General features: G+C 72.5%; 14 protein-coding genes and 1 pseudogene. 10 read left to right on the top strand and 5 right to left on the bottom strand.

Annotated elements, in window-relative coordinates:
- Positions 1-139 precede the first annotated feature (139 nt).
- On the top strand, positions 140-1,585 hold the full coding sequence (locus tag ACH4NX_RS27265) for an aldehyde dehydrogenase family protein (protein ID WP_351398282.1): 1,446 nt from the start codon (positions 140-142) through the stop codon (positions 1,583-1,585).
- Between the two features lie 181 nt (positions 1,586-1,766).
- On the opposite strand, the gene ACH4NX_RS27260 is transcribed toward ACH4NX_RS27265, so the two are convergent.
- Positions 1,767-2,366 carry a TetR/AcrR family transcriptional regulator gene (locus ACH4NX_RS27260; RefSeq protein WP_351398284.1) on the bottom strand — a complete coding sequence of 200 codons (600 nt, stop codon included), beginning with the start codon at positions 2,364-2,366 and terminating at the stop codon, positions 1,767-1,769.
- A 134-nt stretch (positions 2,367-2,500) separates the two neighbouring features.
- Between ACH4NX_RS27260 and ACH4NX_RS27255 the strand changes: the two genes are divergently transcribed.
- On the top strand, positions 2,501-3,370 hold the full coding sequence (locus ACH4NX_RS27255; RefSeq protein ID WP_398129023.1) for a class I SAM-dependent methyltransferase: 870 nt from the start codon (positions 2,501-2,503) through the stop codon (positions 3,368-3,370).
- Here the strand turns inward: ACH4NX_RS27255 and ACH4NX_RS27250 are convergent.
- A complete protein-coding gene (locus ACH4NX_RS27250) occupies positions 3,367-4,443 on the bottom strand; it encodes a glycosyltransferase family 4 protein (RefSeq protein WP_398129062.1) in 1,077 nt (358 codons plus the stop codon). The genes ACH4NX_RS27255 and ACH4NX_RS27250 overlap by 4 nt on opposite strands.
- 14 nt (positions 4,444-4,457) lie before the next feature.
- Here ACH4NX_RS27250 and ACH4NX_RS27245 point away from each other — a divergent pair.
- Positions 4,458-4,568 (top strand): annotated as a pseudogene (locus tag ACH4NX_RS27245) (DNA-binding response regulator); the annotation flags it as partial.
- Between the two features lie 45 nt (positions 4,569-4,613).
- Here the strand turns inward: ACH4NX_RS27245 and ACH4NX_RS27240 are convergent.
- Entirely contained in the window at positions 4,614-7,472 is a 2,859-nt protein-coding gene (locus tag ACH4NX_RS27240; protein ID WP_398129022.1) for a glycoside hydrolase family 3 C-terminal domain-containing protein, read from the bottom strand.
- 391 nt (positions 7,473-7,863) lie between these two features.
- On the opposite strand from ACH4NX_RS27240, the gene ACH4NX_RS27235 reads away from it, so the two are divergent.
- The 7 genes from ACH4NX_RS27235 (at position 7,864) to ACH4NX_RS27205 (ending at position 18,886) form a co-directional block, all read left to right on the top strand.
- Positions 7,864-9,552: an extracellular solute-binding protein gene (locus ACH4NX_RS27235; RefSeq protein ID WP_398129021.1), complete on the top strand. Its 1,689-nt coding sequence runs from the start codon at positions 7,864-7,866 to the stop codon at positions 9,550-9,552.
- Between the two features lie 26 nt (positions 9,553-9,578).
- The gene (locus ACH4NX_RS27230; RefSeq protein WP_351398299.1) at positions 9,579-10,616 is read left to right on the top strand and encodes an ABC transporter permease subunit; all 1,038 of its coding nucleotides are present in this window, start codon (positions 9,579-9,581) and stop codon (positions 10,614-10,616) included.
- Entirely contained in the window at positions 10,613-11,548 is a 936-nt protein-coding gene (locus tag ACH4NX_RS27225; protein ID WP_345588725.1) for a carbohydrate ABC transporter permease, read from the top strand. The genes ACH4NX_RS27230 and ACH4NX_RS27225 overlap by 4 nt, the downstream gene beginning before the upstream one ends.
- A 112-nt stretch (positions 11,549-11,660) precedes the next feature.
- Positions 11,661-13,886 carry a WD40/YVTN/BNR-like repeat-containing protein gene (locus ACH4NX_RS27220; protein WP_398129020.1) on the top strand — a complete coding sequence of 742 codons (2,226 nt, stop codon included), beginning with the start codon at positions 11,661-11,663 and terminating at the stop codon, positions 13,884-13,886.
- Positions 13,886-15,862 carry a beta-galactosidase gene (locus ACH4NX_RS27215; RefSeq protein ID WP_398129019.1) on the top strand — a complete coding sequence of 659 codons (1,977 nt, stop codon included), beginning with the start codon at positions 13,886-13,888 and terminating at the stop codon, positions 15,860-15,862. The genes ACH4NX_RS27220 and ACH4NX_RS27215 overlap by 1 nt, the downstream gene beginning before the upstream one ends.
- Positions 15,859-18,108, top strand: a complete 2,250-nt coding sequence (locus ACH4NX_RS27210; protein WP_398129018.1) for a glycosyl hydrolase family 95 catalytic domain-containing protein — start codon at positions 15,859-15,861, stop codon at positions 18,106-18,108. Before ACH4NX_RS27215 ends, ACH4NX_RS27210 begins: the two co-directional genes overlap by 4 nt.
- A 46-nt stretch (positions 18,109-18,154) precedes the next feature.
- Positions 18,155-18,886 (top strand): hypothetical protein, encoded by a 732-nt coding sequence (locus ACH4NX_RS27205; protein WP_351398305.1) that lies wholly within the window; start codon positions 18,155-18,157, stop codon positions 18,884-18,886.
- A 45-nt stretch (positions 18,887-18,931) separates the two neighbouring features.
- Here the strand turns inward: ACH4NX_RS27205 and ACH4NX_RS27200 are convergent, their stop codons facing one another.
- Positions 18,932-20,119, bottom strand: coding sequence for a sulfotransferase family protein (locus ACH4NX_RS27200; RefSeq protein ID WP_398129017.1), 1,188 nt, complete (start codon positions 20,117-20,119; stop codon positions 18,932-18,934).
- 115 nt (positions 20,120-20,234) lie between these two features.
- Positions 20,235-22,277, bottom strand: a complete 2,043-nt coding sequence (locus tag ACH4NX_RS27195; protein ID WP_351398307.1) for a glycoside hydrolase family 31 protein — start codon at positions 22,275-22,277, stop codon at positions 20,235-20,237.
- Positions 22,278-22,354 lie beyond the last annotated feature (77 nt).

Below are 22,354 nucleotides of genomic sequence, written 5' to 3'. Positions count from 1 at the left end.
CGCACATGGCCACAACGTCGAACCTCGCACCCCCACCACTACGCCCCGGACAAACGCCCCCCACCGCCCTCCGCCCTACCGTGGATCCGCAAGCCACGGACACGTACACACCCCCAACGCGGAAGGGCCGGGACTCACGATGACTTCCACCCACGCCTTCTGGCTCGCCGGCCGCCAGGCCACCGGCGAGACCGCCTTCGACGTCACGTCCCCCTGGGACGGCAGCCGGGTCGGCACGGTGAGCCTGCCGACCGACGCCCAGGTCGAGGAGGCGGTGGCCGCCGCGTACGCCGTACGGGACGAGTTCGCCGCCACCCCCGCGCACATCCGCGCCGCCGCCCTGGACCACGTCAGCCGGCGCCTGGTGGAGCGCACCGAGGAGATCGCCCGTCTGATCTCCGCCGAGAACGGCAAGCCGATCAAGTGGGCCCGTGGCGAGGTCGGCCGCGCGGTGTCCGTCTTCCGCTTCGCCGCCGAGGAGGCCCGCCGTTTCAACGGCGGCGAGGCCCAGCGCCTGGACACCGACGCGGGCGGTCAGGGCCGCCTCGCCCTCACCCGCCGCTTCCCCAAGGGCGTCGTCCTCGGCATCGCGCCGTTCAACTTCCCGCTGAACCTGTGCGCCCACAAGATCGCCCCCGCGGTCGCCGCCGGCGCGCCCATCATCCTCAAGCCCGCGCCCGCCACCCCCCTCTCCGGCCTGATCCTCGGCGAGCTGCTCGCCGAGACCGGGCTGCCCGCCGGCTCGTGGAGCATCCTGCCGGTCCCGAACGACCGCATGCCCGCCCTCGTCCAGGACGAGCGCCTGCCGGTCATCTCCTTCACCGGCTCCGAGACGGTCGGCTACGCGATCATGGATTCGGTCCCGCGCAAGCACTGCACCCTGGAGCTGGGCGGCAACGGCGCGGCCGTCGTCCTCGGCGACTGGGCGAGCGACGACGACCTGGACCGGGCCGCGACGCGCATCGCGACCTTCTCCAACTACCAGGGCGGCCAGTCCTGCATCTCCGTACAGCGCGTGATCGCCGACGCGTCCGTGTACGACCGTCTCCTGCCCCGGGTCGTCGCCGCCGTCGAGGCCCAGGTCACCGGCGACCCGAACGACGAGGCGACGGACGTCGGTCCGCTGGTCAGCGAGGCCGCCGCCGAGCGCGTCGAGTCCTGGGTGCGGGAGGCCGTGGAGGCCGGCGCCACCCTCCACACCGGCGGCAAGCGCGACGGCGCCTCGTACGCGCCGACCGTCCTCACCGACCTCCCGGCCGACACCACCCTCGCCTGCGAGGAGGTCTTCGGCCCCGTTCTCAGCGTCCAGAAGGTGACCGGCGAGGCCGAGGCGTTCGCCGCCGTCAACGACTCCAAGTACGGCCTCCAGGCGGGCGTGTTCACCCACGACCTCCAGGCCGCCTTCCGCGCCCACCGCGCCCTCGAGGTCGGCGGCGTCGTCATCGGCGACGTCCCCTCCTACCGTGCCGACCAGATGCCGTACGGCGGCGCCAAGCAGTCCGGCGTGGGCCGCGAGGGCGTCAGGTTCGCGATGGACGACTACACCTACGAGCGGGTCCTGGTCCTGACGGGCCTCGCGCTCTGAGTCAACCCTGTGGGTCAGCCCCGTGGCCGACGGCCTGGCCCGGTGCGGCGGGGACACTGTCCGCGACGCGGGGACACTGCGGGCGAAAAGTCCTCGAGGGGCTCATCTGAGCGGAGGATGAACATTTCGGCGAGAAAGTTCACCTTTCCGGACACCGCCCAGTCACCCGGACACCGCCCAGTCACCCGGACACCGCCTGGTCACCCACCAGCGTGGTCACCAGGCGGTCCATGGCCGGCCGCGGGTCGGGGGCGCCCGGCCAGCTGGTCATCAGCAGGTGGTGGGCGGTGCCGACGACGGCGAGGGCCACGGTGTGCGGGTCGACGGTGGCCGGCAGTCGTCCGCCGTCCCGCTCGGACTCCAGGTAGCCGGCTATCGCCTCCTGGATCGCGGCGAAGCCCGGCCCGCCGTCCCGCATGGCCTCGCGCACGCGCGACGCCGCGGCCGGGCGGGTCATGGCCAGGCCCGACAGAGCCGGGCCGCCGCGGTCGAGGAGCGAGAGGGCGACGGAGGCGAGGTTCCCGGCCACCGTGCCCTGCCCGGCGAGTCCCCCCAGGGCCCGCGCCATCGCCGCCGTCCGGGCGAAACGGTCGAGGCAGAGTTCGGCCACGAACTCGTCCAGCCCCGCGAAGTGCGTGTGCAGCAGCCCCTTGGCGCAGCCCGCCTCGGTGGTGACGGCCCGACTCGTGAGCGCGCCGGGGCCGTCCCTCTCGACGACCCGCTCGGCGGCCGCGAACAGTCGCTCGCGCACGTCCGGCGTCGCCACTCCACGGGGTGACATGGGCCCGCCTTCCTTCCGGTGTCCGGCGCCGCGCGCGGCGCGATCCCCCGGATCGTAAGGGGATTGCCACTATGGGCGCACGCCCATAGTGTTTGGGCGTGCGCCCATTCTCCGTCCCGTATCAGGAGGCACTCGTGTCCGAGATCGTCAACACCGAGCAGGCCCAGGCGTGGAACGGCCCCGAAGGAGCCCACTGGGCGCGCCACCAGGACCGGTGGAACGCCGTGAACGAGGGTTTCAACGAGCCGCTGCTCGACGCCGCCGGGCTCGCCGAGGGACACCGGATCCTCGATCTCGGCTGCGGTTCCGGGCAGACCACGCGCCTCGCCGCCCGCCGGGCATCACGGGGCAGCGCTCTGGGGCTCGACCTGTCCGGTCCCATGCTGGCCGAGGCGCGGTCCCGGGCGACGCGGGAGGGCATCGGCAACGTCACGTTCCAGCAGGGCGACGCGCAGGCGTACCCCTTCGAGCCGGGCGCCTTCGACGCGGCGATCAGCCGGTACGGGGTGATGTTCTTCTCCGACCCCGAGGCGGCGTTCCGGAACGTCGGACGGGCGCTGCGACCCGGCGGACGACTGGCGTTCGTCTGCCCCGCCGAGCCCTCGCGCAACGGCTGGGTGACGGCCATGTCAGTGCTGCGCGACGTCCTGCCGCTCGGTGACTTCGCCGCGCCGGGACGGCCCGGCATGTTCTCCCTGTCGTCGCCGGACCGGATCCGCGCCGCCCTCGTCGCCGCGGGGTTCCCCACAGTGGCCGTCGACGGGGTCGAGGCGTACGGGGCATGGGGGCACGGAGCCGATGACGCGGCGGAGTTCCTCCTGAACACGGGGCCGGGCCGGCACTTCCTGGGCCAGGTCGACCCGGCCGCGCAGGTCCGCGCCCGCCAGGTACTCACGGAGCATCTCCGTGGCCACGAGGCGGCCGACGGTACGGTCCGGCTGCGCAGCACGTCCTGGCTGGTCACGGCGGACCGCCCGGCCGGCCCGACGGCCACCACCTCCTAGGACCCCGGCGAACCGCCCGCCGGCCGGCGCAGCAGGTCCCGCAGCGTCGCGTACGAGTGGTCCCAGGTCCATTCCGTACACATCCAGTGGCGGCCCCTGCCGCCCATCTCGCGGGCGAGGTCAGGGTTGCGCAGGAGCCTGATCAGCCGGTCCGCCGTCGCGGCCACCGAGTGCCCGTCGACGACATGACCTGTCTCGCCGTCGCGTACGGCGTCCGGGGCGCCGCCCGAGTCGCCCGCCAGGACCGGGAGTCCGGACGCCGCGGCCTCCAGGTAGACGATGCCCAGGCCCTCCACCTCCAGGCCGCGCCTGCGGGAACGGCAGGGCATGGCGAAGACGTCTGCGGCGGCGTAGAAGGGCGGAAGGGCGCGGTGGGGATGGCCACCGGCGAAGACGACCGCATCCAGGACTTCCTCGTCCAGGGCCAGTTGACGCAGTCCGGTGGCGTAGGGGCCGTCGCCGACCAGGAGCAGTACGGCGTCGGGGACCGCCCTGCGGACCCAGGGCAGCGCCCTGATCAAGATGTCCTGGCCCTTGCGCGGGACCAGCCGGGCCGCGCACAGGATCACCGGGCGGTGACCCAGGCCGTACCTCGTCCGGATCGGGCCGCCGTCCAGAGCCGGGTGGAAGGCCGCGGTGTCCACGCCGGGGACCAGTCGGGCGGTCCGGGTCCCGGGCGCGAGGGCGGCCTCGACGGGACCCCGGGTGCTCGCGCCCAGCCAGGTCAGCGTGTCCACCTCCGTGCCGATACGGCGCAGCAGGCTCCGGGTGCCGGGGGCGCGGGCCCACCACACCTCATGGCCGTGGGTGGTGGCGACGGCGGTACGGATCCCGGTCGTCCGCCGGAGCGGGCCCGCCATCAGCCCGAGAGGGGCCGCCGCGCCGAACCACACCCGGTCGCAGCCGTACCGTCGCGCCACGGACGCGGCGTGCGCGGTGGCGCGGGGTGTGGGGAGGAGGGTGCGGGCCCGGTGGCGGATCACCGGGTACGGGAAGGACCCGCCGGAATCCGTCGTGGCGGTCGGGGTGGAGGTGAGGACGACCACCTCCTCGGGCGGGAAGCGGTCGGCCAGCTCCCGGACGAAGGTCTCGGCTCTTCGCCAAGCTGGAGCTGCGTGACCGGGCCCAGGCCGTGATCGTCGCCTACGAGACGGGGCTGGTCCGGGCGGGGAGCGAGTCGGGGGCCCGGCGCCGGTAGGTACCGGTGCCGGGCCCCTTCATCGCGCCGGCTTCCTCCGGACCCTCAGCCGGAGAAGCCGACGTGCGCGAGCCGCAGAGAGCCGCGCAGCCTGATGCGGAGATCGTGTACGCCCTCGGCGGTCAGCGGGGCGTCGAGCTCCGTGTAGTCGTACGGTCCCGAGCCGGGGGCCGGCCGCGACAGCACCGCCGCCGGGCCGCCGTCGAGGGCGATCTCCACGGTGCCCTCGCCGCCCGCCACCGTCACGGTCACGCCCGCGACGCCGGTGCCGAAGTCGCAGCCACGGAAGAGCAGTTCGCCCGTCCTGCCGGCGACCGGCGTCACCGCGTCGCCGGCCGCCTTCGCCCGGTCGACGATCTCCGTGCCGCTCTGCTCGTCGAAGCCGGCCGCCTCCAGCCCGCGTTCGCGGACCGGGCGCGGCGTGGCGGGTTCGCCGTCGAGGGTCACGGTCGCCGACAGGCGTACGTCCTCGCTGGAGGCGCCCACCAGCAGGGCGTACGGGCCCGGCTCCAGCCGCCAACGGCCGTGTGCCACGTCCCAGAACGCGAGGGCGGAACACGGGAGTTCGAAGGAGACGTCCGCCGTGCCGCCCGGGGCGAGGGTGAGCCGGCGGTGGGCCAGCAGCTCGCGGCGCGGACGCGGGACCGACGGGTCCTCGGCGCGGGCGTAGAGCTGGACCACCTCGTCGGCGGTGACGCTCCCGGTGTTGGTGACCGTGAAGGAGACGGACACCTTCCCGTCCCCGGTCCACGCCACCAGGTCCGCGTACGCGAAGGACGCGTACGACAGGCCGTGCCCGAAGGGGAACAGCGGCGTTCCCTCGAAGTACAGATAGGTCTGGCGGCTGCCGATCACGTCGTAGTCGAGCAGGTCCGGCAGGTCGGCGTCGTCGGCGTACCAGGTCTGCGGGAGCCGCCCGGCGGGGGAGACGTCACCGGCGAGGACCCGGGCCAGCGCGGTGCCGGCCGACTGACCGCCGTGGGCGGTCCACAGCACCGCAGGCAGCACCTCCGCGTCGACCGCGTACGGGTAGGCGGACACCAGCGCCAGGACGGTGGCCGGGTTCGCGGCGCGGGCCGCGCGCAGCAGGCGCTCCTGGTGGGCGGGGAGCCGCAGCGTCGTACGGTCCTCGGTCTCCCGGCCGTTGATGTGCGGGTCGTTGCCCGCGACCACCACGACCACGTCCGCATCCGAGGCGGCCCGCGTCACCGCGTCCTCGCCGCGTTCGGTGACGACCAGCTCGAAGACCTCGGGCGTCTCGTCGCCCGCGGGGGCGTCCGAGGCGGCAACCTTCACGCCGTCGGCGGCGACCTGGACGTGACGACCCGTTCCCAGGTGCCGGAGGAGGTGCCCGTTGCCGTGCGGTTCCAGGCGGAACGTCTCCTGCACGACCCAGCCGCCGGGCTGGTCGGCGGAGGCGCGGAGGCAGCCGTCCTCGGCGACCGAGAGGTAGCGGCCGTCGGGCGCGCGCAGGGTGAGGACGCCCTCGCCCCAGTCGACGAGCGCGAGTTCGGTGCCCTCGGCGTCGGTGGTGAGCGGCGGCAGGTCGGTGCGGCCGGCGAGCAGGGCCGGGTCGAGGGCACCCTCGGCGCCGCGCGCCTCGTCGGGGGAGTCGTCCGACGGGGGCACGTGCAGGAACGTACCGGCGGAGGTCCTGAGCCGGACCCGGTCCACGCCCTCCGCGAAGCTCACCCGCTCGGCGCCGAACCGCTCGTACAGGCCCTCCAGCGGGGTGGAGCGGTGGATGAGGGTGCCGCTGTACCAGTCGAGCTTGCACTCGTCGGCGAGCAGGCCGACGACGGCGACGCGGGTGCCGTCGGCCAGCGGCAGCACGCCGTCGTTCTTGAGCAGGACGACCGCCTGCTCGGCCGCCTCGCGTGCGAGCTCCCGGTGCTCCGGTGTGTCGAAGGCGGCGGTGTCCGCGTGGGGGTCGTGCTCCGGGTCGAACTCGCCGAGCCGGAAGCGGACCGACAGCTGCCGGCGCACGGCCGCGTCCACGTCGGCCTCGGTCAGCAGGCCCTGGTCGAGGGCGCCCCGGACCCGGGCGAGGATCTTCGAGGAGTCCGTGCCGTGGTCGGTGAAGCTGTCCACCCCGGCCCGCAGCGCGGCGGCGGTCGCCTCCTCGTGGGTGTCGAAGTAGTGCTCGGAGTCGACCAGGTTGGAGGGGGCGCCGGCGTCGGAGCAGACCAGGAGGTCGTCCTCGGTCCAGGCGCGCAGATGGCTCTCCAGGTACGGGGAGACGTGGTTGGGGCGTCCGTTGACCAGGTTGTACGCCGGCATCACCCCGGCCACCGCGCCCGCCTCGACCGTCTCGCGGAAGGCGCGCAGGTCGTACTCGTTCAGGACGCGCGGGCGCACGGACGACGAGCACGTGTCCCGGTCCGTCTCGTTGTTGTGCGCGAGCCAGTGCTTGAGGACGGGCGCGGTGCGCCAGTACGTCGGATGTTCGCCGCGCAGGCCGCGGGTGTAGGCGGTGGCGATGGCGGAGGTGAGCTTCGGGTCCTCGGAGTAGCCCTCCTCGCCCCGGCCCCACAGGGGGTGGCGCAGCAGGTTCACGGTCGGGGCCCAGACGTTCAGGCCGACCCGGTCGTCGCGGGCGCGCATCGCCCGGACCTCCTTGGACACGGCCTCACCGACCCGGCGCACCAGGTCGTCGTTCCAGGTGGCGCCAAGGCCCACGGCCTGCGGGAACACGGTCGCCGGGCCCATCCAGGCCACGCCGTGCAGCGCCTCCTGGCCGGTGCGGAAGGCGGCGATGCCGAGCCGCTCGACGGCAGGCGCGAACTGGTGCAGGAAGGCGGTCTTCTCGTCGAGCGTGAGCCGCGACATCAGGTCGTCGACGCGCTTCGCGAACGGCAGGTGCGGATCACGGAAAGGCAGCGCGGGCGGCGTAGGTGCGGTCACGTGGAGTTCCCCTTGCGATGGAGCGGCGAGACGCTTTCGAAGCGCTTCGATGCTCAGTCGCACCAGGGGTGGGTGTCAAGACACTTCGGCGCATCACCTCCGACTTCTCGTCGCCATCCAAGCGTCACATGACCCGGTTCGGCAGGCGTTACCCGCCCGATACCTCGGAGGAATTCTGGAGTCGACTCTTGTGCACCCCCAGGCGTTCACTTAACCTCGCAGCAACATCGAAGCGCTTCGACTATGAGGCTCCGACCCGGCGGCGCACCTTGAGGTGCGAAGGAAACCGGGCATTCCTCCGACGACCGCTTCAGCTCAGCCAGTTCCACTCAAGACACCGCAGCCGACGGCCACCGCCGGGTGTCCTGGTGCGCCATGAAGGGTTGACGCAATGACGCCGAACGCCGCCTCCGGTCCCAGCCGGAGAAAGTTCCTCGCCTCCACGGCCGTCGCCACCGCAGCGGTGGCGGGAGGGATGCCGCTGCTCTCCGCCTGCGGCGGTGGGTCGGACGGAGGTTCGCGGGACGGCACCACGTCGGGCAAGGACGCGAAGAAGCTGCTGCCGGCGTACGTGGCCAGCAACGTGGTCACCCCCGACATCCCCAGCAAGAACGGCTCCGCGGTCGGCTTCACCAGCAAGCTCGACCTCGCGGGCCTGAAGACCTCGGTGCCGAAGAAGCTCGGCAAGGGCGGCAAGGTCACCGTCATGTCGCCGTTCTGGGGGTCCCCGCCGAAGGAGGACAACGCCTACTACAAGGCGATGAACGACCTCATCGGCGTCGACGTGGTCTGGCAGAACCAGGACGGCAACACCTACGACCAGAAGCTCGGCGCGGTGCTCGCCTCCAGCGAGGTGCCCGACGTGGTGGTCGTGCCCGGCTGGAACATGACCGGCAGGATTCCCAGCGCCATCATCAGCAAGTTCGCCGACCTCGGCCCCTACCTCTCCGGTGACGCGGTCAAGGACTTCCCCAACCTCGCGGCCATCCCCACCGACGCCTGGCAGCGCTCCATCTTCGGCGGCAAGCTGCGCGGCCTGCCGATGCCCTCCTCGTACGTGTCCGGCATCGTGCCGCTGTACCGCCAGGACATCTTCGAGAAGGAGGGCTACGAGGTCCCCCGGTCCTGCGACGAGTTCATGGCGCTGGCCAAGGACGCCACCAACGCGAAGGCCAAGCGCTGGGGCTGCCTGGACATGAAGTGGACCGCCTTCAACGCCTTCGGCGTGCTCTCCGGCAACGAGAAGTCGCTCGGCTGGAACCAGGTCGACGGCAAGCTGATCTACCGCGCCGAGACCGACGAGTACCTCGAGGCGCTGGAGTGGACGCGCAAGCTGTTCGCCGCCGGGGTCGTGCACCCCGACGCCGCGCTGGGCAAGAGCAACGCCGCCGACCCCGGCCCCAAGTTCGCCGCCGGCGAGTTCCTCATCTACAACCAGGACACGTCCCAGTGGTGGAGCCGCACCGCGGAACAGGCCACCCAGAGCCCCGAGTTCAAGATCTGGGGCATGGACTTCTTCGGGCACGACGGCGGTGATCCCACGCTGTGGGCGCAGAACCCCGCGAGCATCTTCGCCTTCGTCAACAAGAACGCCTCCGAGTCCGTGATCCGCGACGTGCTGGCCGTCGCCAACGTCACCGCCGCGCCGTACGGCACCAAGGAGTACATGGCCACCAACTACGGCGTGGAAGGCACCCACTACGCCGTCAAGGACGGTGTGCCCACCAAGACCGACCAGGGCAACATCGACGTGATGAACGCCTACGTGATGGTGGCGAGCCCCGCCGCGACCATCGCCCACCCCGACTTCCCCGAGGTCGCCAAGGGCCAGGTCGAGTGGCAGCAGCGGATGGGGGCCTTCACCAAGAAGCCCACGTTCTACGGCATGCAGGTCACCGAACCCAACCGCTACACCAACCTGTCCAACGACTTCGAGCAGCTGGAGGACGACATCGTCCGCGGCCGCAAGAAGGTCGGCGACATGCAGCAGGCCGTCTCCGACTGGCGGAGCCAGGGCGGCGACAAACTGCGCGACTGGTACAAGAAGCTGCTCGACGAGAACGGCACGGCGGCGAGCTGACCGGTACCGAGGCAAGGAGAACGGCCGTGTCCCACAACACGGTGCCCCGGACCAGAGCCGAGGCCGACGCGACGAAGAAGACCCCGGTGGCGTCCGACGACGCCGCCGGCCCCCGCGAGACGAAGCCGCCCTCAGGGAAGCTGAGCCTCAGACTGAGGTTCCGGCGCGACCGCGTCCTGGTGCTGATGACACTGCCGGCCATCCTGCTGGTACTGCTCTTCAACTACGTACCGATCCTCGGCAACGTCGTCGCCTTCCAGGAGTACGACCCGTACATCAGCGAGAACGGGATCGTCTCCATCCTGAACAGCCCGTGGGTGGGTCTGGAGAACTTCCAGCGCATCTTCGAGGACTCGGCCTTCTGGAACGCCGTACAGAACACGCTGGTGCTGTTCGTCCTCCAGCTGGTGCTGTACTTCCCGATCCCCATCCTGCTCGCGCTGCTCATCAACAGCGTGGTCCGGCCCCGGGTGCGGGCGATCGCGCAGGCCATCCTCTACCTGCCGCACTTCTTCTCGTGGGTGCTGGTCATCGCCGTCTTCCAGCAGCTGCTCGGCGGGGCGGGACTCCTCTCCCAGCTGCTGCGCGACCACGGGTACGACGGGCTCAGCCTGATGACCGACCCGGAGACCTTCAAGTTCCTGGTCACCGCGCAGAGCGTGTGGAAGGACGCCGGGTGGGGGATCATCGTCTTCCTCGCCGCGCTCGCCTCGGTCAGCCCCGACCTGTACGAGGCCGCCGCGATGGACGGCGCGAACCGCTGGCGCCGCATGTGGCACGTCACGCTGCCCGCGCTGCGCCCGGTGATCGCCCTGCTGCTGGTGCTGCGCGTGGGTGACGCCCTGACGGTCGGCTTCGAACAGATCCTGTTGCAACGCGGCGCCGTCGGACCAGGAGCCGCGGAGGTCCTCGACACCTTCGTGTGGTGGAACGGCGTACGCAACCAGGACTTCGGCTACGCGGCCGCCGCCGGCCTCGTCAAGGGCGTCATCAGTCTCGGCCTGGTCCTCATCGCGAACAAGGTGGCCCACCTCATGGGCGAGCAGGGGGTGTACAAGAAGTGACCGCCGTCATCGACAAACCCGCACGCACGCCCAGCCGGTGGGCGGCCCCGCCGCGCCCGGTGTGGGAGGAGAAGCCCCGCGGGGCCGGACTTCTCGGCAAGGGGCTGGTACTGCTCCTGGCCTGCCTGGCGATCGTGTTCCCGCTGTGGATCGTCGTCGTCACCAGCCTCTCCTCGCGCAAGGCCATCGACGAGGCCGGCGGACTGGTGATGATCCCGACGGACATCACCTTCGTCGCCTACACCGAACTGCTCAGCGGCGGCCAGGTCACCCGTGCCGCGCTCGTCAGTATCGGCATCACCCTGGTCGGCACCCTCTTCTCCATGGCGGTGTCGGTGCTGTGCGCCTACGGGCTGTCCCGCACCGGCTCCCTCGGCCACCGCTGGATCCTCATGGCGCTGCTGGCCACGATGTTCTTCAGCGCGGGTCTCATCCCCACCTACCTGCTGGTGCAGTCCCTGGGGCTGACGGACACCTACCTCGCGCTGATCCTGCCCAGCGCGATCAGCGTCTTCAACATCCTGGTGCTGCGCGGCTTCTTCATGGGCATCTCGCAGGAGCTGATCGACAGCGCCCGCATCGACGGCGCCGGTGACCTGCGCATCCTGTGGCAGATCGTCCTGCCGCTGTCCCGCGCGGTCGTCGCGGTGATCACGCTGTTCTACGCCGTCGGCTACTGGAGCGCCTGGTTCAACGCCTCCCTGTACCTGAACGACCAGGACATGCTGCCCCTGCAGAACGTGATGATCCAGCTCGTGCAGAAGCAGGAGGCCCCGGTCGGCCTCGGCCAGGCGATCAAGACCGGTGAACTCTCCGGCCTGGCCGTGCAGATGGCGGTGATGGTCATGGCCCTGCTGCCGGTGGCCGTGCTGTCTCCGTTCGTCCAGCGTCACTTCAAGAAGGGGATGCTGACCGGCGCCGTGAAGGGCTGACGCCCCGCTCCCCGACCCCGCCACGGCCGGTCGCTCCTGACCAGCGGCCGGCCGCGGCGGAACCTCCCGCTCCGCCCGTCCCTGCCCCGAGCCGCACAGAACGAGGTATGTCATGCATGCGTCCCTGTCACGCAGCCCGAGCCGGCGCGCCGTACTCGCCGGGACCGCGGTTGCCGCCGCGCTCACCGCCGTTCCGTTCGCACCCGGGCGCGCGCACGCCGCCGAGGACACGGCGGACGCCCCCGCCTACCGCTGGCGCAACGTCGTCATCGGCGGCACCGGGTTCATCACCGGCGTCCTGTTCCACCCGCGCGTGCGCGGGCTCGCCTACGCCCGTACCGACATCGGCGGCGCCTACCGCTGGGACGACCGCACCGACCGCTGGATCCCGCTCCTGGACCACCTCGGCTGGGACGACTGGAACCTGCTCGGCGTCGAGGCGATGGCCGTCGACCCCGCCCACCCGGACCGGCTCTACCTGGCCTGCGGCACCTACTCCCAGGCGTGGTCCGCCAACGGCGCGATCCTGCGCTCCGAGGACCGGGGCCGGACCTGGCGGCGCACCGACCTCACCGTGAAGCTCGGCGCCAACGAGGACGGCCGGGGCACCGGCGAGCGGCTCCTGGTCGACCCGCGCGACAGCGACACCCTGTGGCTGGGCACCCGGCACGACGGCCTCTGGAAGTCGGTGGACCGGGGTGTCACCTGGGCCCCCGCCACCGGCTTCCCGGCCACCCCGAGCGCCACCGGCCAGGGCGTCACCCTCCTCGTCGCCGCCCGCCGCACCGTCTACGCCGGCTGGGGCGACGCCGACGGCACCGCGCCGAACCTCTTCCGCACGCCCGACGGGACCACCTGGGAGCCCGTCCCCGGGCAGCCCTCCGGCACCGCGGCCAGGGTCCCGGTCCGCGCCGGGTACGACCGGCACACCCGCGAGCTGTACGTGACCTACGCCGACGCACCGGGCCCGAACGGCCAGTCCACCGGCAGCGTGCACAAGCTGCGCACGGTGAACGGCCGTTGGACCGACATCACGCCCGTCGAGCCCGGCGGCACCACCCCCGAAGGCGCCGCCGACGGATTCGGCTACGGCGGAGTCGCCGTCGACGCCCGCCGCCCCGGCACCGCCGTCGTCTCCACCAACAACCGCTGGGCCGCGGTCGACACCCTGTACCGGACCACCGACGGCGGCCGCACCTGGACGTCCCTGAAGGACTCGGCCGTCCTCGACGTCTCCGAGACCCCGTACCTGAAGTGGGGCGAGGAACAGCCCAAGTTCGGCTGGTGGATCCAGGCCGTCGCCCTCGACCCGTACGACTCGAAGCACCTCGTGTACGGCACCGGCGCCACCCTCTACGGCACCCGTGACCTGAGGCGCTGGGCCCCGCGGATCCGCGGCCTGGAGGAGACGTCCGTGACCCAGCTGATCTCGCCCCCGACCGGGCGGGCGCACCTGCTCAGCGGGGCGCGGGACATCGGCGTCATGTACCACGAACGGCTCACGGCGTCCCCGGCGCACGGCATGGCGACCAACCCCGTGTCCGGGTCGGCGACGGGACTCGCGCAGGCGGCGCGCAGACCGGCGTACGTCGTCCGGGCGGGCTGGGGCGACCACGGCAACGGAGCGTACTCCCACGACGGCGGACGGACCTGGGCGCCCTTCGCGACCCAGCCCGACCTCGCCCCGAGCGCACCGGGACCGATCGCCACCAACGCCGACGGCAGTGTGCTGCTGTGGTCCTTCGTGCACTGGGACGGCACCAGGCACCCCGCCCACCGCTCGGCGGACAACGGCACGACCTGGTCCGAGGTCCCCTCCTTCCCGAAGGGCGCCACGCCGGTCGCCGACCCGGTGGACCCGGCGCTCTTCTACGCGTACGACACCGACGCGGGAACGCTGCTCGCCAGCACCGACGGCGGCCGTTCCTTCACCGCCCGCGCGACCGGGCTGCCCGCCGGTGACGCCCAGTACAAGCTGGTGGCGGCGCCCGGCCGGACCGGCGACCTGTGGCTGAGCACCAAGTACAACGGGCTGTTCCGCTCCACCGACGCCGGTGTCACCTTCACCAAGGTGGAAAGCTGCTGGGCCTCCCACACCCTCGGCTTCGGCAGGGCCGCCGACGGCGCCGGCTACCCGGCGATCTACCAGGTCGGCTCCACCGAGGCCATCACCGCCGTCTACCGCTCCGACGACGAGGCGAGGAGCTGGACGCGGATCAACGACGACCACCACCAGTGGGGGTGGACCGGCGAGACGATCACCGGCGACCCCCGCGTGTACGGCCGCGTCTACCTCGCCACCAACGGACGCGGCATCCAGTACGGAGAACCCCGCTGATGCCCAACCTGTCGGACACCACCCGCCACCGCATCCTCTACGGCGGCGACTACAACCCCGAGCAGTGGCCCGAGGAGACCTGGCACGAGGACGTCCGCCTGATGAAGGACGCCGGCGTCAACTCCGTCACCCTCGGCGTCTTCTCCTGGTCGAGACTCGAACCACGTCCCGGCGTCCACGACTTCGGCTGGCTGGACCGCCTGATGGACCTGATGCACGCGGGCGGCATCGGCGTCGTCCTCGCCACCCCCACCGCCTCGCCCCCGCCCTGGCTGGGGCACCTCCACCCGGACACCCTGCCCCGCGACGAGGACGGCCGCACCGAGTGGTGGGGAGGCAGGCAGCACTTCTCGCACTCCAGCGCCACCTACCGCCGGCACGCCGCCGCCATCACCGAGGCCCTGGCCGCCCGCTACGCCGGCCACCCCGCCCTCACCATGTGGCACATCAACAACGAGTACTGCACCTACGACCACGGCGACGAGGCCGCCACCCGCTTCCGCCGCTGGCTCCAGGACCGCTACGGCACCCTCGACGCCCTCAACACCGCCTGGGGCACCGCCTTCTGGAGCCAGGGCTACGGCGACTGGGCCGAGATCCTGCCGGCCCGCCGCACCCACTACCTCAAGAACCCGACCCAGGTCCTGGACTTCCGGCGCTTCACCTCCGACATGCTTCTGGAGTGCTACGCCGCCGAACGCGACATCGTCCGCCGCCACACCCCGCACCTCCCGGTGACCACCAACTTCATGCCGCTCTGGTCCGGCCAGGACGCCTGGCGCTGGGCCGAGGAGGAGGACGTCGTCTCCGTCGACCTCTACCCCGACCCGCGCGACCCCTTCGGCGCGCAGGAGGGCGCCCTGGTCCAGGACATGACCCGCTCGCAGGCGCGCGGCCCCTGGATGCTCATGGAGCAGGCGGCCGGACCCGTCAACTGGCGCGGTGCGAACCACCCCAAGCCGCGCGGCCTCAACCGCCTGTGGTCCCTCCAGGCCGTCGCCCGCGGCGCGGACGCCCTCTGCTACTTCCAGTGGCGCCAGTCGAGGCAGGGCGCCGAGAAGTTCCACTCCGGGATGGTCTCCCACGCGGGGGAGCGGGGCCGTACGTACCAGGAGGTCAAGCAGCTCGGCGCCGACCTCGCGAAACTCGGCCCGCACGCGGCGGACGCCACGGTCACCGCCGACGTCGCCGTCCTGCACGACTGGCACTCCTGGTGGGCCGGCGCCCAGGACGGCCGCCCCTCCACCCGCTTCGACTACCCCGACGTCCTGCGCGCCTGGCACCGCGCGCTGTGGCAGGCCCACCTCACCACCGACTTCGCCCACCCGGAACACGACCTGACCCCCTACAAGACGGTCGTCGTACCCCAGCTCTACGCGCTCACGGACGCGGCGATCGACAACCTCCTCGCCTACGTCCGCGGCGGCGGCACCCTCGTCTGCGGCTTCCTGACCGGCGTCGCCGACGAGGACGACCGGGTCAGGGCCGGCGCCATGGACGCCCGGCTGCGCGAGCTGTTCGGCATCCGCGTCCTGCACGAGTGGTGGCCCCTGGATGCGGACGAGACGGCCACCTGCGACGGCTTCGACGGCACCCTGTGGTCGGAGGAGATCGAACCCGACGGCACCGCCACCGAGACGATCATCTACAAGGGCGGCGAGCTGGACGGACTGCCGGCCGTCCTCGGCAAGGGCCGCGCCTGGTACCTCTCCACCCTCCCCGAGCCACAGGCGCTGCGCGACCTGCTGGCCCGCGTCGCCGCCGACGCGGGCGCCCGCCCCGTGCTCGACGGACTCCCGGCCGACGTCGAGGCCGTACGCCGCGGTGACCTGCTCTTCCTCCTCCACCACGGCCGCGACGAGGTCACCGTGGACGTCCCGGGCACCCACCGCGATCTGCTGACCGACGCGACCGTCACCGACCGCGTCACCCTCGGCCGCTACGGCGTGGCGGTCCTCACGGAGCCGGCCCGATGACCGGCTCTCCCCTCACAGAGGCGCCGCCGGCCGGTGGGCGGGCGGCCGGCGGGCCCGTGCACGGCACCTGGGAGCCGGAGCCCGCCGCCCGCTGGGAGGACGCCTTTCTGACCGGCAACGGCCACCACGGCGCCCTCGTGTCCGGCGATCCGGAGGCCGACCGGGTCGTCGTCACCCACCACACCCTGGTCCGCCCGGACGGCGACGACGAACGCCGCCGACCACCCCGGCTCGCGGCCGGACTCCCCGCCCTCCAGGACCGCCTGCTGGCCGGCGTCACGACGGCCGCCGAGGGCTTCACCGACGGCCGCCCGCTGCAGTGGGTGCGCCCCTTCCACCCGGCGTTCCAGCTCCGTCTGAACAGGCCGCCCGGCGACGCACACGCCGCCTACCGCCGCTCCGTCGACTTCACCACCGGCGAGACGACCGCCACCTGTGGCACCTGGACCAGCCGCGTCTTCGTCTCCCGCGCCGACGACGTGATCGTCCAGCACATCACCGCGCCACACCTCACCCTCGACATCTCCCTCGACCCCCGCCTCCCCGGCGCCCCCTCCGGGCTGGGCGTCGGCCACGGCGCCGTCCTCACCCCCGAGGGCGCCCAGCTCGGCCTGCGCGCCCGATACCCCGGCGGCAGCGGCCTGGCGTACACCGGCGTCACCCTGGTCGCCGTCACCGGCGGCACCACGAAGCTGGTCCCGCCCGGTGTACTCGTCGAGGGCGCCACGGAGGTACTGCTCCTGACCCGGGTGCGCCGTCACACCGGCGAACTGGACGTGGCCGCCGAGGGCCGCGCCCTGCGCGACCTGCCGGACGGGACGTCGTACGACGGTCTCCTCGGCCGCCACCTCGCCCTGCACCGCACCGCCTACGACCGCGTCACCCTCGACCTCGCCGCCGACCCCGCCGAACGCGCCCTGCCGGGCTCCGCGCTGCTCGCCCGTCCCCGCGGCGCCGCCCTCCTGGAGCGCCTCTTCGCCGCCGGCCGCTACCACCTCCTGTCGGCCAGCGGCATGCTCCCGCCCCGCCTGACCGGCCTGTGGACCGGCGACTGGAACACGGCCTGGTCGGGGGCGTTCACCACCAACGCCAACCTCAACCTCCAGACCGCCTCCGCCGCGGCCGCCGCCCTTCCCGAGGTCACCGAGGCCCACGCCGCGCTGGTCCACCGCCAGCTCCCGGACTGGCGGGACAACGCCCGCGCGATCTTCGGCACCCGGGGCGTCGTCGCCCCCTCCCACACCGACGGCGAGTCGGGACACACCTACCACTTCAGCCGCGAGTACCCGCTGCACCTGTGGACGGCGGGCGCCGACTGGCTGCTCAAGCCCCTCGTCGACCACGACGAGACCCACGGCGTCCACGACCCCCGCACCACCGCCGCGCTCGCCGAGGCCGCCCTCTTCTACGAGGACTTCCTCACCCGGACGGACGACAGCGGCCACCTGCTCGTCGTTCCCTCCTACTCGCCCGAGAACCGCCCGGCGAACGCCAGTTGGGGCACCGTCAACGCGGCCATGGACCTCTCCGCCGCCCGGCACGCCCTGCTGACCGCCGCCGAGCGCCACCCCGAACACGCCGACCGCTGGCGCGCCCTGGCCGACCGCCTTCCACCGCACCGGACCAACGCCGACGGCGCCCTCGCCGAATGGGCCCGGCCCGGTCTGCGGGACACCTACGACCACCGCCACCTCAGCCACCTCTACGGCGTCTGGCCACTCGACGAGATCAACCCGTACGACACCCCGGCCCTGGCCGAGGCCGCCCACCGGGCCCTGGAACTGCGCGGCGCCGAGAACGACTCCGCCCACGGCCACCTCCACCACGCCCTGATCGCGGCCCGCCTGCGGGACGCCGAACGGGTCGCCCACGCCCTCGGCCAGGTACTCGACGGCGACTTCTTCCACGCGTCCCTGATGAGCGCGCACTACCCCCACCGCGACGTCTACAACGCGGACGCCGCGCACGCGCTCCCGGCCGTGCTCATCGAGATGCTCGTGCAGTCCACCCCGGACCGGCTGGTCCTGCTGCCCGCGCTCCCGGGATTCTGCCCGCAGGGCGAGATCAAGGGCCTGCGCACCCGGTTCGGGGCGGCACTGGACCTCACCTGGACGCCCGACGGCGACGCGACGGCCGTCCTGCGCCCCGGCCGCACGCACCGCGTCGAACTCCGGACCCCCTCCGGCGCCGAGACGCTCGACCTCGTCGCCGGAGAGGACCGCGTCATCAGCGTCAAGGCGCGGTAGCACCACCGCACCACCGCACCTCCCCCCACCCATGGAAGGAAACGCCATGGCACCACGCACCCGCACCAGCACGCGCGCCCGGAGCAGGCTCACCACCGCCCTCCTCGCCCCGGCCCTCGCGCTCGGCGCCACCATCGGCCTCGCCTCCGCGCCCGCCCAGGCCGCCGTCTGGAACTCCTGCGACCAGTGGGGCAACACCCAGCTGAACGGCTACACCCTCTACAACAACATCTGGGGGTCCGGCGCCGGCAGCCAGTGCGTCTGGGCCAACTCCGGCACCGACTGGGGCGTCTGGGCCGACCACCCGGGCACCGGCGGCATCAAGTCCTACCCGAACGCCAAGAAGGTGATCAACAAGCCGATCACCTCCCTCACCTCACTGCGCAGCAGTTACGACGTCACGGTCCCGTCGTCCGGCGCGTACAACACGTCGTACGACATCTGGGACACGGACTACGACTACGAGATCATGCTCTGGGTCAACCACAACGGAGCCGTCGGCCCGCTCGGCAGCCCCCAGGGGACGGTCGCCCTCGGCGGCCACACCTGGAACGTCCACAAGGGTGACAACGGCGCCAACGAGGTCTTCTCGTTCCTGCGCACCTCGGACTCGGACTCCGGCACCGTCGACATCCTGCCGATCCTGAAGTGGATCAAGGACACCAAGGGCTGGATGGGCGACGAGACCATCGGGGACGTGCAGTTCGGCTACGAGATCACCTCGTCGCCCGGCGGCCTGGACTTCCGTACCCACAGCATGACCGTCAGCGGCGGCTGACGTAGCGACGGGCCCGGAGGTCCGGGGCCGGGGCCGGCCGTGCCGTCAGGCGCGGTCGACCTCGGCCCGCAGCGCGTTGTACCCCGCGAAGGCGGATTCGACGTCGGCGCGGGTCAGGCCGTACCGGGACAGCTCGTACCGGTGCGGGCGGGTGCCCTTGGGCCGGGCGGCGACCCCGGCGAGCCGGGCGGCCTCGGCGTCGGTCCAGCGGGCGCCGACGGCGGCGTAGAGCTTGGGCGCGCCCGTGCCCGGATCGGACCCGAGCCAGGAGTAGGGGACGTCCACCAGCGACTGCCGGGGGATGGCGGCACGGGCCGCGAGACCACGCGCCGCGGAGCGGCTCAGCAGATCCAGCCAGGTGGCGCCGATGCCGTGCCGGTCGACGGGGCGGGTGCCGAGGACCATGCCGTGCTCGACCAGGCTGCAGAACGACGCCACGGCGGTGACCGGGTCGCGGTGGGTCCACACGACGGTGGCGTCCGGGAAGACGGTGTGCAGTGCGTCGAGGTTCTCCAGGTGCATGGGGGACTTGAGGATCCAGCGGCGGCGCGGCCGACCGTACTGGAGCACCTGGTAGACCTGCTTGAGGTGGCGGTAGTCGGGGACGAAGTCCCGCTCGTAGTGCCAGGCCTGGTATTCGGGGATCCGCGCCGAGGAGAGGGGCATCAGGGCGTGCGGCAGGGCGAAGGTGCACTCCTCGGGGCCGTCGGCGGTCATCGGGTGGATGTCGCGGAAGCGTGGCGCGAGCAGGTTGGTGCCGTCGACCAGTCGGCGCGCGGGCGCCGTCGCCCTGCGCCGCCCGCCGGGAGGTACCTCCAGGCCGGGGGTGAGCAGCTCCCACAGCCGGGGGGAGCGGTGCTCGTCCGACAGGGACAGCACGCCGTGCGTGAGCGTCGTCGCGGTGCGCGGCAGGCCCACCACGAACACCGGCTTCTCGACCGGCTCCCGCTCGATGCCGGGGTGCTCGGCGATCAGCCGCCGGATCCGGGCCCGGTTGGTGAGGTGCCTGCGGACGTGGGACCGCGCGGACTGCCAGCCGACCGGGGTGAGGTTCTCGGCCCCGGCCCACCAGCGCAGCAGGGAACGGAAGTCGTCGGCGAACCGTTCGTCGCCCGCCGCCCCTCCCGCCCGCGCCAGGAGCCGGTCGAAGGTCCGGTCGGGTGTGCGGCGGGAGCGGAACGAGGGCCGTAGCGCCAGGTCGGCGAGGCTGAGGGCGAGCGGAGTCGAGGGCACGGGATTCCTTTCGCGACCCGGCAACTGTACGTCCAAGCAGTCCAGTTGGCACGGGAACGCGCACTTCGCCGGCGGGGTGGCCGGGGCCGGCCGGCCACCCCGCCGCGTACGGCCGCTACTCGGCCACCGGCAACTCGGCCCCGTCCCGCAGGAAGAGCGGGATGCGGTCCAGCGGCGCGTCCACCGTCACGCTCGCCCCGCCCTCGTACGTCTCACCCGTCCACGCGTCCGTCCAGCGCGCGCCCGCCGGAAGGTACACCGTGCGGACCGTGGCGCCCGCCGTCAGCACCGGCGCGACCAGCAGGTCCCGGCCGAAGAGGTAGGCGTCGTCCACCGGCCAGGCCGCCTGGTCCTCGGGGAACTCCAGGAAGAGCGGGCGCATCACCGGCAGCCCCTCCTCGTGCGCCTCGCGCATCACCTCGAGCACGTAGGGCTTCAGCCGCTCGCGCAGCCGCAGGTACTTCTCCAGGATCGGGTACGCCTCCTCGCCGTACGACCACACCTCGTTCGGGCCGCCGGTCATGTCCGGGCCCAGCGGCATGCCCGGGTCGCGGAAGCCGTGCAGGCGCATCAGCGGCGACAGGGCGCCGAACTGGAACCAGCGGACCAGCACCTCCCGGTACGCCGGGTCGTCCGGGTCACCGCCGTGGAAGCCGCCGATGTCCGTGTTCCACCAGGGGATGCCGGAGAGCGCGGTGTTGAGACCGGCCGCGATCTGGCGGCGCAGGGTCGCGAAGTCGGTGCCGATGTCGCCGGACCACAGGGCGGCGCCGTGACGCTGACTGCCCGCCCACGCCGAGCGGTTGAGGGTGATCACCTCGTCCACCCCGGCGGCGCGCAGGCCCTCGTCGAAGGCGCGGGAGTTCTCGGCCGGGTACAGGTTCCCGACCTCCAGACCCGGGCCCGCCCAGTAGCGCAGGTTCTCCGGGAAGCCGGGCTTGAGCTCGGGCTCGCAGGCGTCCAGCCAGAAGGCCGTGATGCCGTACTCGTCGAGGTAGTTCTCCTTGACCTTCGACCACACGAACTCCCGGGCCTCGGGGTTGGTGGCGTCGTAGAAGGCCACCTGGACCGTCGACGCGACCTCCTTGTCCGGCCAGTCGGCGTGCGCCATCGGGCCGTACTGCGTGCCGATGAAATAGCCGCGCTGTTCCATCACCGGGTGGTTCTCGGAGAGCGGCGACACCGACGGCCAGACGCTGACCACCAGTTTGACGCCCAGCTCGTCCAGCTCACGGACCATGGCCGCCGGGTCGGGCCACTCGGCCGGGTCGAACTTCCACTCGCCCAGGTGCGTCCAGTGGAAGAAGTCGCAGACGATGGCGTCGATGGGCAGCCCGCGCCGCTTGTACTCCCGGGCCACGGCGAGGAGTTCGTCCTGCGTGCGGTAACGCAGCTTGCACTGCCAGAAGCCCGCCGCCCACGCCGGCAGCATCGGCGTACGGCCGGTCACCGCGCTGTAGCGGCGCTGCGTGTCGGCCGGGGTGCCGGCCGTGATCCAGTAGTCGATCTGGCGGGCCGAGTCGGCCACCCAGCGGGTGCCGTTGTGGGCCAGCTCCACGCGGCCGATGGCCGGGTTGTTCCACAGCAGCGTGTAGCCGCGGCTGGAGGTGAGGACCGGGATGGAGACCTCGGCGTTGCGCTGGACCAGGTCCACGACCAGGCCCTTCTGGTCGAGGCGGCCGTGCTGGTGCTGGCCGAGGCCGTACAGCTTCTCGTCGTCGTAGGCGGCGAACCGCTGCTCCAGCCGGTGGTGCCCGTTGCCGACGGCCGTGTAAAGGCGGGGCCCGGGCCACCAGAAGTGGGCGCGGTCCTCGGCCAGCAGCTCACCGCCGTCCGCGGTCCGCACGAAACGCACCTGCCCCTCGGGGTCGACCTCCACGGTCAGCGCCCCGACGGTCAGCGACCCGTGCCCGTCCTCGATCTTGACGGTGCTCCCGGTCGGCGGGGCCTGGGTGAGGAGCGCGCCCGGCAGGTCCTCCAGCACCGGCCCGCCGAGGCGGGCGCGGACCCGGACGGCGTCCGGCCCCCACGCCTCGATCCTGACGGTCTCCTGACGGCCGCTCCACTCCAGCGCGCCGTCCCGCTCGCGGAAGGTGCCGACGGTGGGGGAGGACTGGGCGAGGCTGACCTTGGGCTGTGTCTCGGCAGGCTGGTTCACGAGGCAGGCTCCTGGGGGAGTGCGGACATGGCGGTGCCCTGGCACGGGCGGGCCGAGCGGTGACGAGGCGAGTGGGA

It is taken from the genome of Streptomyces sp. NPDC017225 (assembly GCF_044331465.1).
In the GTDB taxonomy this organism is placed as follows: domain Bacteria; phylum Actinomycetota; class Actinomycetes; order Streptomycetales; family Streptomycetaceae; genus Streptomyces.
Note: the sequence above shows the minus strand (reverse complement) of the source record. Positions and strands in the feature narration are given on the sequence as shown.